Origin of the sequence: Pseudomonas extremaustralis, from assembly GCF_900102035.1 — a bacterium.
In the GTDB taxonomy this organism is placed as follows: domain Bacteria; phylum Pseudomonadota; class Gammaproteobacteria; order Pseudomonadales; family Pseudomonadaceae; genus Aquipseudomonas; species Aquipseudomonas extremaustralis.
This window is the reverse complement of the sequence record NZ_LT629689.1, coordinates 3379598-3393387: the sequence shown is the minus strand read 5'-3', so window position 1 is coordinate 3393387 and position 13790 is coordinate 3379598. Positions and strand designations below refer to the sequence as shown.

The following is a 13790-nucleotide window of genomic DNA, read 5'->3' as shown; positions in this document are numbered from 1 at the left end:
TGGTTGAAAACCTATCCAAGAGGATTTTGAAATGGCAGAGATTACTGCAGCGTTGGTCAAAGAACTGCGTGAGCGTACCGGCGAAGGCATGATGGATTGCAAAAAGGCCTTGACCAAGGCCGGCGGCGACATCGAAAAAGCCATTGATGACATGCGTGCTTCGGGCGCCATCAAGGCTGCCAAGAAAGCAGGCAACGTTGCCGCTGAAGGCGCCATCGCCCTGAAGGAAGACGGTAAATCCGCAGTCCTGCTGGAAGTGAACTCGCAGACCGACTTCCTAGCTCTGCAGGACGACTTCAAGGCATTCGTTACTGCCAGCGTTGAAAAAGCCTTCGCTGACAAGCTGACCGACGCCGCTCCGCTGATCGAAGCTCAAGAAGCTGATCGCCTGGTACTGGTCGGCAAGGTTGGCGAAAACGTCAACATTCGTCGCCTGGTTCGCGTTGAAGGTGATGTTGTCGGTGGTTACCTGCACGGCAACAAGATCGGTGTAGCGGTTGTTCTAAAGGGCGGCAATGTTGAGCTGGCCAAAGACATCGCTATGCACGTAGCGGCCAGCAACCCTGAGTTCCTGCTGCCGTCGGAAGTGTCTGCTGACGCTATCGAACGTGAAAAAGCCGTGTTCCTGAGCCTCAACGCTGACAAGATCGCTGGCAAGCCAGAGAACATCGTTGAAAACATGATCAAAGGCCGTATCAGCAAGTTCCTGGCAGAAGCAAGCCTGGTCGAGCAGGCGTTCGTCAAGAACCCTGAAGTCAAGGTTGGCGAACTGGCCAAGAAAGCCGGTGCTGAAATCGTTTCCTTCACTTACTTCAAAGTAGGCGAAGGCATCGAGAAGCCGGTCGACAACTTCGCAGAAGAAGTTGCTGCCCAGCTGGCTGCCGCCAAGCAATAAGACAGTTTTCAACTGTCGCCCGAAAGAGGCTGCCCGCTCACGCGCGCAGCCTCTTTTCAAATGGGAAGGCTGATTTTATTTTGCTTCCCCTTGGAACTGGCTTACAAAGCCGTGTTCCGATGGCGCTGTGATAGCGTCCAGCTAGAGTGAACGCAAGCCGTAAACGGCTCGCCAAGAATTTTTTAAAAAATACGCCGCAGGAGAGATTCGCAATGGCTCAGCAGGGCAGTGGTTATCAGGCTCGCTATAAACGCATTCTACTCAAGCTCAGCGGCGAGGCCCTGATGGGCTCGGAAGAGTTCGGGATCGATCCCAAGGTGCTTGATCGCATGGCGCTGGAAGTCGGCCAACTGGTCGGCATCGGCGTACAGGTAGGCCTGGTGATCGGTGGCGGCAACCTGTTCCGTGGCGCGGCACTGAGTGCGGCCGGCATGGATCGGGTAACCGGTGATCACATGGGCATGCTGGCCACTGTGATGAATGCCCTGGCCATGCGTGATGCCCTTGAGCGCGCCAACATCTCGGCTATCGTGATGTCGGCTATTTCCATGGTGGGTGTGACCGATCACTATGATCGCCGCAAGGCCATGCGCCACCTGAACTCCAAGGAAGTGGTGATCTTCGCCGCAGGTACGGGTAACCCGTTCTTCACCACCGATTCGGCGGCTTGCCTGCGCGCCATCGAGATCGATGCTGATGTGGTGCTAAAGGCCACCAAGGTAGATGGCGTATACACCGCAGACCCATTCAAAGACCCGCATGCCGAGAAGTTCGATCATCTGACCTACGATGAAGTGCTGGATCGCAAGCTGGGCGTGATGGACCTGACGGCTATTTGCCTGTGCCGCGACCACAAGATGCCGCTGCGCGTATTTAACATGAACAAGCCCGGTGCTCTGCTGAATATCGTACACGGCGGTGCGGAAGGGACTCTGATCGAGGAAGGCCAACAATGATCAACGAAATCAAGAAAGACGCCCAAGCGCGTATGCACAAATCCCTGGAGTCTCTGAGCCATGCATTCGGCCAGATTCGTACCGGCAAGGCGCACCCAAGCATCCTGGGCAGCGTGATGGTGCCTTACTATGGCGCCGACACACCGCTGAGCGGCGTAGCCAACGTCACCGTTAAAGACTCGCGCACCCTGCAAGTCGTGGCTTTCGAGCGCAACATGCTCGCGGCCGTCGACAAGGCCATCCAGAGCGCCGGCCTGAACCTCAACCCGACCAACCTGGGTGAGTTGTTGCTCATCTCCATGCCGGCCTTGACCGAAGAAACCCGTAAGGGCTTCACCAAGCAGGCACGCAGTGCGGCTGAAGATGCTCGTGTTGCGGTGCGCAACATTCGTCGCGATGCCCTGGGTGACCTGAAGAAGCTGGTCAAGGACAAGGAAATCAGTGAAGACGAAGAGCGTCGTGCCGTCGCTGATATCGACAAGCTGACCAAGGACGCCGAGGCCCAGATCACCAAGGCCACGGAAGAAAAAGAAAAGGACCTGATGGCCGTATAAGGGGTCAGGACGCCTTCATGGAAAAGACCAAGCAGACTGTGCCCTCTGTGGTGCCGCGCCATGTCGCGATCATCATGGATGGTAATAATCGCTGGGCGAAGAAGCGCTTTTTGCCAGGTGTCGCCGGGCATAAAGCGGGGGTCGATGCGGTTCGGGCTGTGATCGAGGTATGCGCCGAGGCCAAGGTCGAAGTCTTGACCCTGTTTGCCTTCTCCAGTGAGAACTGGCAGCGACCCGCCGAAGAGGTCAGTGCCTTGATGGATCTGTTCTTCAGGGCCCTGCGTCGGGAGGCCAAGCGTCTCAACGAGAACAACATCAGCCTGCGTATCATTGGTGATCGCTCGCGGTTCCACCCGGAACTGCAGGCGGCCATGCGCGAAGCCGAGGCGATCACTGCCGGTGTCGGCCGTTTCGTGCTGCAGATTGCAGCCAACTACGGCGGCCAGTGGGACATTGCCCAGGCCGCCCAGCGGCTGGCCCGTGAAGTGCAGGCCGGGCATCTGCGCCCGGACGAAATCACGCCCGAACTGTTGCAAACCTGTCTGGTGACCGGCGACCTGCCGTTGCCGGACTTGTGCATCCGTACCGGTGGCGAGCACCGCATCAGCAACTTCCTGTTATGGCAGTTGGCCTATACCGAGCTGTACTTCTCCGACCTGTTCTGGCCGGACTTCAAACACGATGCCATGCGCACTGCATTGGCCGATTTCGCTTCCCGTCAGCGTCGCTTCGGTAAAACGAGCGAGCAGATCGAAGCTGGAGCCCGGGTTTAAATGCTTAAACAACGAATCATCACGGCACTGATCCTGTTACCGATCGCCCTGTGTGGGTTTTTCCTGCTCGAAGGTTCCGGCTTTGCGCTGTTCATCGGCCTGGTCGTGACCCTGGGGGCCTGGGAGTGGGCGCGTCTGGCGGGTTTCGGCACGCAGTTGCCGCGCGTGGCGTATGCCGCCGTCGTCGCACTGCTGCTGTTCCTGATGTACATCCTGCCGGATGTCGCACCCTGGGTATTGGGGGCGGCGGTGTTGTGGTGGGCGCTCGCGACTTTCCTGGTGCTGACCTATCCGCAGACCAGCAGTCATTGGTCCAGCGTAGCCTGCAAGCTGGTGATCGGTCTGTTGATCCTGCTGCCCGCCTGGCAAGGGCTGGTGCTGATCAAGCATTCGCCCATGGGCAACTGGTTGATCATGGCTGTGATGGTGCTTGTCTGGGGGGCGGATATCGGCGCCTATTTCTCCGGCCGGGCATTCGGCAAGCGCAAGCTGGCGCCGGCAGTCAGTCCGGGCAAGAGTTGGGAGGGCGTCTACGGCGGCCTCGCTTTGACGCTGGCGATCACGCTGGTCGTGGGGGTGGTGCGCGATTGGTCCATCAAGGACATTATCCTGGCGCTGCTGGGGACGGCCGTCGTGGTATTTATCTCGGTGGTGGGCGACCTCACCGAAAGCATGTTCAAGCGCCAGGCCGGGATCAAGGACAGCAGCAACCTGCTGCCGGGTCATGGGGGGGTGCTGGATCGCATTGACAGCCTGACCGCGGCTATCCCGATTTTCGCTGTGCTGTTGTGGATGACTGCATCGTGAGCCGCCTGCAACAAGTGACCGTGCTGGGGGCGACCGGCTCGGTAGGCCTGAGCGCCCTGGATGTGATCGCTCGCCACCCTGATCGTTATCAAGTCTTCGCCCTGACCGGGTTTACGCGCCTGCGCGAATTGCTGGCCCTGTGCGTGCGCTATGTGCCGCGTTTCGCTGTCGTGCCTGGGGTTGCGGCCGCTCGGGGGCTGCAGGAGGAGTTGCGGGCTGCCGGGCTGGCCACTCAAGTGCTGGTGGGGGAGGAGGGGTTGTGTCAGGTCTCGGCCGATGCCGAGGTGGATACAGTGGTGGCGGCCATTGTCGGCGCCGCCGGCTTGCGTCCGACCCTGGCGGCTGTCGATGCCGGCAAGAAAATCCTGCTGGCGAACAAAGAAGCACTGGTCATGTCCGGCGCGCTCTTCATGCAGGCTGTGCGTAGAAGCGGCGCGGTGCTGTTGCCACTCGACAGTGAGCACAACGCAATCTTCCAGTGCATGCCCGGTGACTTTGCCCGTGGCCTGAGCCATGTGGGCGTGCGCCGTATTCTATTGACCGCCTCCGGTGGTCCTTTCCGGCAAACTCCGCTGGAAGAGCTGGAGCATGTGTCTCCCGATCAGGCGTGCGCGCATCCTAACTGGTCCATGGGGCGCAAGATTTCCGTGGACTCGGCAAGCATGATGAACAAGGGCCTGGAGTTGATCGAGGCGTGCTGGCTGTTTGATGCACGGCCAGATCAGGTCGAGGTGGTGGTTCACCCGCAAAGCGTGATTCATTCCCTGGTCGACTATGTGGACGGTTCGGTATTGGCGCAGTTGGGCAATCCCGATATGCGCACGCCAATCGCCAATGCCCTGGCCTGGCCGGAGCGGATTGATTCCGGTGTGGCCCCGTTGGACCTGTTTGCGATTGCCCGGCTGGACTTCGAAGCCCCGGATGAGCAACGCTTTCCCTGTCTGCGTCTGGCGCGGCAAGCGGCGGAGGCCGGAAACAGCGCCCCGGCGATGCTTAATGCGGCCAATGAAGTGGCTGTGGCGGCGTTTCTCGAACGGCGCATCCGCTTTCCGCAGATCGCGCGTATCATCGAAGACGTTCTGGGCCTGGAGCCCATAGTGGCTGTGAATGAGCTGGGCGCCGTGTTCGAGGCGGATACCAAGGCCCGGGCCCTGGCCGAACAATGGTTGAGCCGCAACGCGCGTTAGCCTGTCGGCGCGCTTGAGCCTTCAGGCACTGGATTGGAATGCGGAGAAATTAGATGAGTGCGCTTTACATGATTGTCGGCACCCTGGTTGCTCTGGGTGTGCTGGTTACCTTCCACGAGTTCGGCCACTTCTGGGTGGCGCGTCGTTGCGGCGTCAAGGTACTGCGCTTTTCCGTTGGTTTCGGCATGCCGCTATTGCGCTGGCACGACCGTCGCGGCACCGAATTCGTGATTGCGGCCATCCCATTGGGCGGCTACGTCAAGATGCTCGACGAGCGCGAAGGCGAAGTGCCGGCGGACCAGTTGGACCAATCCTTCAATCGCAAGACCGTTCGTCAGCGTATCGCTATTGTCGCCGCCGGTCCGATCGCCAATTTCTTGTTGGCGATGGTGTTTTTCTGGGTCCTGGCCATGCTCGGCAGCGAACAGATACGTCCGGTTATCGGTGTGGTTGAGGCGGGCAGCATGGCGGCGAAGGCTGGATTGGTCGCCGGGCAGGAAATTGTTTCTATTGATGGCGAACCCACCACTGGTTGGGGGGCGGTCAATTTGCAGCTGGTCCGTCGCCTGGGCGAGAGCGGCAGCGTCAACGTTGTGGTGCGCGAGCAGGACTCTACCGCCGAAAGCCCGCGTGAATTGGCCCTGGACCACTGGCTCAAAGGGGCTGATGAGCCTGATCCGATCAAATCCCTGGGCATCCGCCCGTGGCGTCCGGCGCTGCCACCGGTGCTCGCCGAACTGGATCCGAAAGGGCCGGCCCAGGCCGCAGGTCTGAAAACCGGCGACCGCCTGTTGGCCCTTGATGGGCAGGCACTGGGGGACTGGCAGCAAGTGGTCGACCTGGTACGTGTACGTCCTGATACCAAAGTTTTGCTGAAAATCGAACGTGACGGTGCTCAAATCGACGTTCCCGTGACTCTGTCGGTACGCGGGGAAGCCAAGGCCGCCGGGGGTTACCTCGGTGCCGGGGTCAAGAGTCCGGAGTGGCCGCCTTCCATGGTGCGCGAGGTCAGCTTCGGGCCGTTGGCCGCGATTGGCGAGGGCGCGCGACGCACCTGGACCATGAGTGTGCTGACTCTAGAATCGCTCAAGAAAATGTTGTTCGGCGAGCTCTCGGTAAAAAACTTGAGTGGGCCGATAACCATTGCTAAAGTGGCGGGCGCTTCTGCCCAGTCGGGGGTCGCGGATTTCCTGAATTTCCTGGCTTATCTGAGTATCAGCCTGGGTGTTCTGAATTTGTTGCCCATTCCTGTATTGGATGGGGGGCATCTGTTGTTTTATCTGGTCGAGTGGGTGCGTGGTCGCCCCTTGTCGGATCGGGTGCAGGGTTGGGGGATACAGATCGGTATCAGTTTGGTGGTCGGGGTGATGTTGTTAGCCCTGGTCAACGATCTGGGTCGTCTGTAACGCTTCGCTGAATTGCGAATCTGCCGCATTTTGCGGCAGTTTGTTTATTGCCAGTTGGAATAAGAAAGGACTTCATGAAACGTCTGCTGCTAACTGCGGTTCTCACCGTATTGATGATCGCCGAAGTTCACGCCGAGTCCTTCACCATCTCCGATATTCGTGTCAACGGCCTCCAGCGGGTTTCCGCGGGTAGCGTCTTTGGCGCCTTGCCGTTGAACGTTGGGGAACAGGCTGATGACCGTCGCCTGGTGGAATCCACTCGTGCGCTGTTCAAAACCGGTTTCTTTCAAGATATCCAACTGGGTCGCGAAGGCAACGTCCTGGTCATCACCGTGGTCGAGCGACCTTCCGTCGCCAGTATCGAGATCGAAGGCAACAAGGCGATCTCCACTGAGGACCTGATGAAAGGCCTGAAGCAGTCCGGCCTGGCCGAGGGCGAAATCTTCCAGCGCGCCACCCTTGAAGGTGTGCGTAACGAACTGCAACGTCAGTATGTTGCCCAGGGTCGCTACTCTGCGACCGTGGAAACGGAAGTGATCCCCCAGCCTCGTAACCGTGTCGGCCTCAAGGTCAACATCAACGAAGGCACCGTGGCGGCCATTCAGCACATCAACGTGGTGGGCAATACCAAGTTCGCCGACGAAGACCTGATCGACCTGTTCGAACTCAAGACCACCAACTGGTTGTCGTTCTTCAAGAACGATGACAAGTATGCCCGTGAAAAACTCTCCGGTGACCTGGAGCGCCTGCGTTCCTACTACCTGGACCGTGGCTATATCAACATGGATATCGCTTCGACCCAGGTGTCCATCACTCCGGACAAGAAGCACGTCTACATCACTGTCAACGTCAATGAAGGCGAGAAATACAAGGTTCGCGACGTCAAGCTGAGTGGCGACCTGAAGGTGCCTGAAGACCAAGTCAAGGCCCTGTTGCTGGTGCAGAAAGACCAGGTGTTCTCGCGCAAGCTGATGACCACCACGTCCGAGCTGATCACCCGTCGCCTGGGTAACGAAGGTTATACCTTCGCCAATGTCAACGGCGTGCCGACTCCGCACGATGATGACCATACCGTGGACATCACCTTTGTCGTCGATCCAGGCAAGCGTGCCTATGTGAACCGCATCAACTTCCGTGGCAACACCAAGTCCGCTGACGAAGTGCTGCGTCGTGAAATGCGTCAGATGGAAGGTGGTTGGGCCTCGACTTACCTGATCGACCAGTCCAAGACCCGCCTCGAGCGTCTGGGCTTCTTCAAGGAAGTGAACGTCGAGACCCCGGCCGTACCGGGTGTGGACGACCAGGTTGACGTGAACTACGCCGTGGAAGAGCAGGCGTCGGGTTCCATCACCGCCAGCGTCGGTTTCGCACAGAGTGCCGGTCTGATCCTGGGTGGTTCGATTACCCAGAACAACTTCCTGGGTACCGGTAACAAAGTCTCCATCGGCCTGACCCGAAGCGAATACCAGAGCCGCTATAACTTCGGTTATGTCGACCCCTACTGGACTGCCGACGGTGTGAGCCTGGGCTATAACGCCTTCTACCGCACCACCGACTACAAAGACCTCGACGTCAACGTAGCAAGCTATGCGATCGACAGCCTGGGTGTGGGCGCCAACATCGGTTACCCGATCAGCGAGACTTCCCGTCTGACCTTCGGCCTGACCGCGCAGCAGGATGAGATCAAGACCGGTGTATACACCGTGGATGAAATCTTCGACTTTACCCGCAAGGAAGGCGATAAGTTCCTGAACTTCAAGGCGTCCGCCGGCTGGTCCGAGTCGACGCTGAACAAGGGCGTGCTCGCCACCCGTGGTCACTCCCAGAGCCTGACCCTGGAAGCGACGACGCCGGGCAGCGACCTGTCGTTCTTCAAGCTCGACTATCGTGGCCAGTTGTTCCAGCCTCTGAGCGACAACTACACCATGCGCCTGCACACTGAGTTGGGCTATGGTGACGGTTACGGTTCGACCAATGGGCTGCCGTTCTACGAGAACTACTATGCTGGTGGTTTCAACTCGGTTCGTGGCTTCAAGGACAGTACCCTGGGCCCTCGTGGTACGCCGAGCCGTGGTGTAGGCGTGACCGGTAACACTGGCACCGTGGCGGACTCCGATACGAGTGCGCTGCCATTCGGTGGTAACGTGTTGATCCAGGGTGGTGCGGAGATTCTGTTCCCACTGCCGTTCGTTAAAGATCAACGGTCCCTGCGCACTTCGGTTTTCTGGGACGTGGGTAACGTGTTCGACTCCAAGTGCGAGCAGGTCACCAACCCGAGCGGCGTGAAGTCGAACACCCAGTGCAACGAGGTTAGCCTCAGCAACATGGCGAGTTCCGTGGGTGTTGGTGTGACCTGGGTGACCGCGCTTGGCCCATTGAGCTTTGCTCTGGCCATGCCGATCAAGAAACCGGATAACGCTGAAACCCAGATTTTCCAATTCTCCCTCGGCCAGACGTTCTAAGCGCCTGACCTAAGATAACGACAACGGATTCTGTAGGAGTACATCGTGCGTAAGTTGACTCAATTGGTTCTGCTGGCAACCGTGCTGGTAGCGACCCCGGCCTTCGCCGAAATGAAGATTGCCGTCCTGAACTATCAGATGGCCCTGCTGGAATCCGACGCGGCCAAGAAGTACGCCGTGGATGCCGAGAAGAAATTCGGTCCGCAACTGACCAAGCTCAAGACCCTGGAAAGCAGTGCCAAGGGTATCCAGGATCGTCTGGTCGCTGGTGGTGACAAGATGCAGCAAGGCGAGCGCGAGCGCCTGGAGCTTGAATTCAAGCAAAAGGCCCGTGACTATCAGTTCCAGTCCAAAGAGCTGAACGAAGCCAAGGCTGTTGCTGACCGTGAAATGCTGAAACAGTTGAAGCCAAAACTCGACAGCGCTGTGGAAGAAGTCATCAAGAAAGGTGCCTTTGACCTGGTCTTCGAGCGTGGCGCTGTGATCGACGTCAAGCCTCAATACGACATCACCCGCCAGGTGATCGAGCGCATGAACCAGCTGAAGTAAGCCATGACCGCGATTATCAAACTCGGCGAGTTGGCCGAGTTCCTGGGCGCCACCTTGCGTGGTTCCCCGGAGAAGGAAATTACTGGGCTAGCCACCTTGCAGGAGGCTGGCCCAGCTCAGTTGAGCTTTCTCGCAAACCCCCAATACCGTAAATACCTGGTCGACAGCCAAGCCGCAGCCGTGTTGCTCAAAGCCGCTGACGCCGAAGCGTTTGCCGGAGACGCGCTGGTGGTGGCCGATCCGTACCTGGCGTATGCGCGGGTGTCGCACCTGTTCGATCCCAAGCCCAAGGCGGCCGGCGGTATTCATCCGTCAGCGGTTATTGCCGATGATGCCCAGGTTGACCCTGCGGCCAGTATCGGCGCCTTTGCGGTGATCGAGAGCGGTGCACGCATTGCCGCCGGTGTAACGGTAGGGGCGCATTGCTTTATCGGCGCGCGTTGCGAAATCGGTGCTGATGGCTGGTTGGCCCCCCGCGTGACCCTCTACCACGATGTGCGTATCGGTGAGCGTGTGGTCATTCAATCCGGTGCGGTCATCGGCGGCGAGGGCTTCGGCTTTGCCAATGCCAAAGGTATCTGGAACAAGATTGCCCAGGTCGGCGGCGTTTTGATCGGCGACGACGTGGAAATCGGCGTCAATACGGCTGTGGATCGCGGGGCTCTGGCCGATACCGTGATCGGTAATGGCGTGAAGCTCGACAACCAGATCCAGATCGCCCACAACGTGCAGATTGGCGATCACACCGCCATGGCCGCGTGCGTCGGGATTTCCGGCAGCACCAAAATCGGCAAGCATTGCATGCTCGCCGGTGGCGTAGGGCTGGTGGGACATATCGAAATTTGCGACAACGTCTTCATCACGGGCATGACCATGGTGACCCACTCGATTACCGAACCGGGTGCCTATTCTTCCGGTACCGCCATGCAGCCCGCAGCTGAGTGGCGCAAGAGCGCAGCCCGCTTGAGGCATATCGACGACATGGCTCGGCGCCTCAAACAGCTGGAAAAGCGCGTTGCAGACGTGACCCCTGGCGGTAATGCTTCATCAGAAGGCTGATACCATTTCCATATCAAGTGTGCACAGCCGCTAGACTGCCTCCTTGATTTGCTAGCGGGGCGTGCTTTTAGTCCGCCCCCAATCTTTATTACAGGCTTCCCTCCGAAATGATGGACATCAACGAGATTCGCGAATACCTGCCTCACCGTTACCCGTTCCTGCTGGTGGATCGCGTAGTGGACCTCAATGTTGAGGAAAAGCGCATTCGTGCCTACAAGAATGTCAGCATCAACGAACCTTTCTTCAATGGTCACTTTCCCGCGCATCCCATCATGCCGGGCGTGCTGATCATCGAGGCGATGGCCCAGGCTGCCGGTATCCTTGGTTTCAAAATGCTCGATCTCAAGCCTGCCGACGGCACGCTTTACTATTTCGTGGGTTCCGACAAGTTGCGTTTCCGCAACCCGGTCACCCCGGGTGACCAGTTGATCCTGGAAGCCAAGTTCATCAGCTGCAAGCGCCAGATCTGGAAGTTCGAATGCCAGGCTTCGGTGGATGGCAAGCCGGTGTGCTCCGCCGAGATCATCTGTGCGGAACGCAAACTATGAGTTTGATTGACCCTCGCGCAATCATCGATCCGTCGGCCGTACTGGCCGCCGACGTTGAGGTCGGCCCTTGGTCGATCGTCGGCGCAGGTGTGGAAATCGGCGAGGGGACTGTCATCGGGCCGCACGTGATCCTCAAAGGGCCGACCCGCATTGGCAAACACAATCGCATCTACCAGTTCTCTTCGGTAGGCGAAGACACCCCGGACATGAAGTACAAAGGTGAAGAAACGCGCCTGGTCATCGGTGATCACAACATCATCCGTGAAGGTGTGACCATTCACCGTGGCACTGTGCAGGATCGTGCTGAAACCACGTTGGGTGACCACAATCTGGTCATGGCCTATGCCCACATCGGCCATGACAGCGTGATCGGCAACCACTGCATCCTGGTCAACAACACCGCACTGGCTGGCCATGTGCACGTTGATGATTGGGCCATCCTGTCCGGATTCACCCTGGTGCATCAGTATTGCCATATCGGTGCCCACAGCTTTTCCGGCATGGGGACCGCCATCGGCAAGGATGTACCGGCGTTCGTCACGGTGTTCGGTAACCCTGCCGAAGCCCGCAGCATGAACTTCGAAGGCATGCGCCGCCGCGGTTTCAGCGAAGATACGATCCATGCCCTGCGCCGCGCCTACAAGGTGGTGTATCGCCAGGGGCTGACGGTGGACCAGGCGTTGACTCAACTGGCCGAGTCCGCCGCGTTGTTCCCGGAAGTCGCGGTGTTCCGTGACTCGATCCAGGCGTCGACCCGCGGCATCACCCGCTGATCATGGCCAATCTGCGTATCGCGCTGGTCGCCGGAGAAGCTTCCGGCGACATTCTGGGCGCCGGTCTCATGCGGGCGCTCAAGACTCAGCATCCGGCGGTCGAGTTCATTGGGGTCGGTGGCCCGTTGATGCAGGCCGAAGGCCTCACATCTTACTTTCCCATGGAGCGTCTGTCGGTCATGGGACTGGTCGAGGTGCTGGGGCGCCTGCGTGAGCTGCTGGCTCGTCGCAAGCTTCTGATTCAGACCCTGATCGAAGAAAAGCCTGACGTGTTTATCGGAATAGACGCGCCGGACTTCACACTCAATATCGAACTCAAGTTGCGTCAGGCCGGGATCAAGACGGTTCACTATGTCAGCCCGTCCGTCTGGGCGTGGCGGCAGAAGCGCGTACTGAAGATCCGCGAAGGCTGCGACCTGATGCTGACCTTGCTGCCGTTCGAGGCCAAGTTCTACGAAGAGCAGGGCGTTCCGGTGCGTTTTGTCGGGCATACCTTGGCCGATGCCATCCCTTTGCAAGCTGATCGCAGCGCAGCGCGGGCCGAACTGGGCTTGCCTGACGGGCCCCTCGTCGCGCTGATGCCGGGCAGTCGTGGTGGCGAAGTCGGCCGTTTGGCGAGCGTGTTTTTCGATGCCGCCGAGCGCCTTCAGGCCCTGAAACCCGGGGTGCGTTTCGTGTTGCCCTGCGCCAGCCCACAGCGTCGCGCACAGATCGAAACCCTGCTGGAAGGCCGCAACCTGCCGTTGACACTGCTCGACGGCCAGTCGCATCTGGCTCTGGCAGCGTGTGATGCGGTGTTGATCGCGTCGGGTACTGCGACTCTGGAGGCATTGTTGTACAAGCGTCCGATGGTCGTGGCTTACCGACTGGCGCCGCTGACGTTCTGGATTCTCAAGCGTATGGTCAAAAGCCCTTACATCTCGTTGCCCAACTTGCTGGCTCAGCGCTTGTTGGTGCCGGAACTGTTGCAGGACGATGCAACGCCCGAGGCCCTTGCGCAAACGTTACTGCCCTTGATCGACGGCGGCGAAGAGCAGACCCGTGGTTTCGACGAGATCCATCGCACCTTGCGGCGTGATGCGTCAAACCAGGCGGCGGATGCCGTGCTGACCTTGATCGGCCACAAACAGGAAGCCCTATGACGACGCAAATGGGGCTGGATTTCAGCCTGGTCGCACAAGCCCATGAACTGGTGGCCGGTGTGGATGAGGTCGGACGTGGCCCACTGTGTGGCGCGGTGGTCACGGCGGCGGTGATTCTTGATCCGAACCGTCCGATCATCGGTCTCAACGACTCGAAAAAACTCACCGAAGCGCGTCGCGAAAAACTCTTTGACGAGATCTGCGAAAAAGCCCTGAGCTGGCATATCGCCCGGGCCGAAGTCGAAGAGATCGACGAACTGAATATCCTCCACGCCACCATGCTTGCCATGCAACGCGCGGTCGAAGGCCTGCACATCACACCAAAACTGGCGATGATCGACGGCAACCGTTGTCCTAAGCTGGCCATGCCGGCGGAAGCGGTGGTCAAAGGCGACAGCAAGGTACCTGCCATCGCAGCGGCCTCGATCCTGGCCAAGGTCAGCCGCGATCGCGAAATGGCTGCCTTTGAACTGATCTATCCCGGCTACGGCATCGCGGGCCATAAAGGCTACCCCACGCCCGTTCATCTGGAAGCCCTCGCCCGTCTGGGCCCGACGCCGATCCACCGACGCTCGTTCGCCCCGGTGCGCCTGGCTTACGAGTTGCGCGGGAGCCTGAGCGAGGTTTAGTCGCCAGGCTGATGTTTTTGCCAAGGCCCGGTACAATCCGGGCCTTGTTG

At 59.1% G+C, this 13790-nt stretch carries 14 protein-coding genes; all 14 read left to right on the top strand.

Annotation, left to right across the window (positions count from 1 at the left end):
• Nucleotides 1-31: 31 nt before the first annotated feature.
• Nucleotides 32-895: a translation elongation factor Ts gene (gene tsf, locus BLR63_RS15585; protein WP_010563520.1), complete on the top strand. Its 864-nt coding sequence runs from the start codon at nt 32-34 to the stop codon at nt 893-895.
• A gap of 212 nt (nt 896-1107) precedes the next feature.
• A complete protein-coding gene (gene pyrH, locus BLR63_RS15580; RefSeq protein WP_003189161.1) occupies nt 1108-1851 on the top strand; it encodes a UMP kinase in 744 nt (247 codons plus the stop codon).
• Complete coding sequence (gene frr / locus BLR63_RS15575) at nt 1848-2405, top strand: ribosome recycling factor (protein WP_010563521.1); 558 nt, start codon at nt 1848-1850, stop codon at nt 2403-2405. Before pyrH ends, frr begins: the two co-directional genes overlap by 4 nt.
• Before the next feature lie 17 nt (nt 2406-2422).
• Nucleotides 2423-3178, top strand: coding sequence for a polyprenyl diphosphate synthase (gene uppS, locus BLR63_RS15570; RefSeq protein WP_010563522.1), 756 nt, complete (start codon nt 2423-2425; stop codon nt 3176-3178).
• Nucleotides 3179-3985 carry a phosphatidate cytidylyltransferase gene (locus BLR63_RS15565; RefSeq protein WP_010563523.1) on the top strand — a complete coding sequence of 269 codons (807 nt, stop codon included), beginning with the start codon at nt 3179-3181 and terminating at the stop codon, nt 3983-3985. It abuts the gene before it with no gap.
• Nucleotides 3982-5172: a 1-deoxy-D-xylulose-5-phosphate reductoisomerase gene (gene ispC, locus BLR63_RS15560; protein ID WP_010563524.1), complete on the top strand. Its 1191-nt coding sequence runs from the start codon at nt 3982-3984 to the stop codon at nt 5170-5172. Before BLR63_RS15565 ends, ispC begins: the two co-directional genes overlap by 4 nt.
• A 53-nt stretch (nt 5173-5225) precedes the next feature.
• Complete coding sequence (gene rseP / locus BLR63_RS15555) at nt 5226-6578, top strand: RIP metalloprotease RseP (protein WP_010563525.1); 1353 nt, start codon at nt 5226-5228, stop codon at nt 6576-6578.
• A gap of 74 nt (nt 6579-6652) precedes the next feature.
• Complete coding sequence (gene bamA / locus BLR63_RS15550; RefSeq protein WP_010563526.1) at nt 6653-9040, top strand: outer membrane protein assembly factor BamA; 2388 nt, start codon at nt 6653-6655, stop codon at nt 9038-9040.
• A gap of 45 nt (nt 9041-9085) precedes the next feature.
• Nucleotides 9086-9589, top strand: a complete 504-nt coding sequence (locus BLR63_RS15545) for an OmpH family outer membrane protein (protein WP_003219314.1) — start codon at nt 9086-9088, stop codon at nt 9587-9589.
• A gap of 3 nt (nt 9590-9592) precedes the next feature.
• Nucleotides 9593-10648 carry a UDP-3-O-(3-hydroxymyristoyl)glucosamine N-acyltransferase gene (gene lpxD, locus BLR63_RS15540; protein WP_010563527.1) on the top strand — a complete coding sequence of 352 codons (1056 nt, stop codon included), beginning with the start codon at nt 9593-9595 and terminating at the stop codon, nt 10646-10648.
• Nucleotides 10649-10755: 107 nt separating this feature from the next.
• Entirely contained in the window at nt 10756-11196 is a 441-nt protein-coding gene (fabZ, locus tag BLR63_RS15535) for a 3-hydroxyacyl-ACP dehydratase FabZ (protein ID WP_003172281.1), read from the top strand.
• Nucleotides 11193-11969 (top strand): acyl-ACP--UDP-N-acetylglucosamine O-acyltransferase, encoded by a 777-nt coding sequence (gene lpxA, locus BLR63_RS15530; protein WP_010563528.1) that lies wholly within the window; start codon nt 11193-11195, stop codon nt 11967-11969. Before fabZ ends, lpxA begins: the two co-directional genes overlap by 4 nt.
• A 2-nt stretch (nt 11970-11971) precedes the next feature.
• On the top strand, nt 11972-13111 hold the full coding sequence (gene lpxB / locus BLR63_RS15525) for a lipid-A-disaccharide synthase (protein ID WP_010563529.1): 1140 nt from the start codon (nt 11972-11974) through the stop codon (nt 13109-13111).
• Entirely contained in the window at nt 13108-13740 is a 633-nt protein-coding gene (rnhB, locus tag BLR63_RS15520; RefSeq protein WP_010563530.1) for a ribonuclease HII, read from the top strand. The genes lpxB and rnhB overlap by 4 nt, the downstream gene beginning before the upstream one ends.
• Nucleotides 13741-13790: the final 50 nt, after the last annotated feature.

What these genes read in the sequence shown, in the direction of transcription:
- rnhB (WP_010563530.1), top strand. Translation starts at nt 13,108, where the DNA reads ATGACGACGCAAATGGGGCTGGATTTCAGCCTGGTCGCACAAGCCCAT.
- tsf (WP_010563520.1), top strand. Translation starts at nt 32, where the DNA reads ATGGCAGAGATTACTGCAGCGTTGGTCAAAGAACTGCGTGAGCGTACC.
- BLR63_RS15565 (WP_010563523.1), top strand. Translation starts at nt 3,179, where the DNA reads ATGCTTAAACAACGAATCATCACGGCACTGATCCTGTTACCGATCGCC.
- lpxB (WP_010563529.1), top strand. Translation starts at nt 11,972, where the DNA reads ATGGCCAATCTGCGTATCGCGCTGGTCGCCGGAGAAGCTTCCGGCGAC.
- bamA (WP_010563526.1), top strand. Translation starts at nt 6,653, where the DNA reads ATGAAACGTCTGCTGCTAACTGCGGTTCTCACCGTATTGATGATCGCC.
- pyrH (WP_003189161.1), top strand. Translation starts at nt 1,108, where the DNA reads ATGGCTCAGCAGGGCAGTGGTTATCAGGCTCGCTATAAACGCATTCTA.
- rseP (WP_010563525.1), top strand. Translation starts at nt 5,226, where the DNA reads ATGAGTGCGCTTTACATGATTGTCGGCACCCTGGTTGCTCTGGGTGTG.
- uppS (WP_010563522.1), top strand. Translation starts at nt 2,423, where the DNA reads ATGGAAAAGACCAAGCAGACTGTGCCCTCTGTGGTGCCGCGCCATGTC.
- lpxA (WP_010563528.1), top strand. Translation starts at nt 11,193, where the DNA reads ATGAGTTTGATTGACCCTCGCGCAATCATCGATCCGTCGGCCGTACTG.
- lpxD (WP_010563527.1), top strand. Translation starts at nt 9,593, where the DNA reads ATGACCGCGATTATCAAACTCGGCGAGTTGGCCGAGTTCCTGGGCGCC.
- frr (WP_010563521.1), top strand. Translation starts at nt 1,848, where the DNA reads ATGATCAACGAAATCAAGAAAGACGCCCAAGCGCGTATGCACAAATCC.
- fabZ (WP_003172281.1), top strand. Translation starts at nt 10,756, where the DNA reads ATGATGGACATCAACGAGATTCGCGAATACCTGCCTCACCGTTACCCG.